The sequence below is a fragment of the Streptomyces sp. NPDC060000 genome, from assembly GCF_042737375.1.
In the GTDB taxonomy this organism is placed as follows: Bacteria; Actinomycetota; Actinomycetes; order Streptomycetales; family Streptomycetaceae; genus Streptomyces.
This window is the reverse complement of sequence record NZ_JBHWUU010000190.1, coordinates 1-1,113: the sequence shown is the minus strand read 5'-3', so window position 1 is coordinate 1,113 and position 1,113 is coordinate 1. Positions and strand designations below refer to the sequence as shown.

At 67.7% G+C, this 1,113-nt stretch carries 1 protein-coding gene; it reads left to right on the top strand.

Going from position 1 to position 1,113, the window contains the following annotated elements; all coding sequences use genetic code 11:
* The coding region (locus ACFWBB_RS42635) for a condensation domain-containing protein (protein WP_385284715.1) at positions 1-1,113 on the top strand (1,113 nt) is incomplete at both ends.

Sequence of the window (1,113 nt, the reverse complement as noted above, 5' to 3'; positions counted from 1 at the left end):
CGAGGCGGTGGTGGCCCGGCACGACATCCTGCGGACCTCGATGCATCTGGACGGGTTCTCCCAGCCGCTGCAGCTGGTGCACGGCCGCGTCGAGGCGCCTCTTGCCGTCCATGACATGCGGGCGCTCTCACCGGAGGCGCAGGAGGAACTCGCCCTCGGCTTCGCCGCTGCCGAACAATCCGCCGGCTTCGAGCTCACAGCTGCGCCACTGGTGCGGATCGCCGTGCACCTGGAGTCGGACGAGGCGTGGCGCCTGACGTTCACTCATATCCACGCCATTACGGAGGGGTGGAGCTACCACACCCTGTTGATGGAACTGCTGGACGTCTACCGCAGTGTGCGCGACGGGCGAGAGCCGGCTGCGTACGAGGTGCCGGCTGTGCGGTACGCCGACTTCATCGCCGCCGAACAGGCCTCGCTCGCCGACGCCGGTGACCAGTCCTTCTGGCAGGACGTCGTGGATCAGCAGGGCCCTGTCCGGATCCCGGCCAACTGGGCCGCTGCGGAGGGTCCTCAAGAATCCCTCCGCGCCCATGCGCCCTTCGCGGACCTGGAGGAAGGGCTGCGCAGGCTCGCCACCGAGGCGCGGACCTCGCTGAAGAGTGTGCTGTTGGCGGCGCATCTGAAGGTGCTGGGCATGCTGACGGCGGAGGACGCCTTCCACACCGGCGTGGTCTACCACGGCCGTCTCGAAGCACCGGGCGCCGATCGAGTGCTGGGCATGCACCTCAACACCCTGCCCTTCCCCGCTGTGAAGGGGGCGCGGACGTGGCGTGAGCTGGTGGAGCAGGTCTACCGGCAGGAGACCGAGATCTGGGCGCGCCGCCGCTATCCGCTGCCCGCCATCCAGCGTGCTGCGGGCGGCAGCGGTGATCTGTTGAGCGTTCTGTTCGAGTTCCTCGACTTCCACCAGGTCGACACCGACAGCGTGGACGTCTCCGGCACCAAGGGAAGTACCACCAACGAGTTCGGGCTCAACGTGATCGCCCGAAACGGGCGGTTCAGCCTGTTCAGCGCGACGGATGTCATGAGCCGGGAGCATTTGGATCGGTTGGGTGGGATGTACCGGTCGGTGTTGGAGGCGATGGCGTCGGATGTGGACGGGGATGCGCG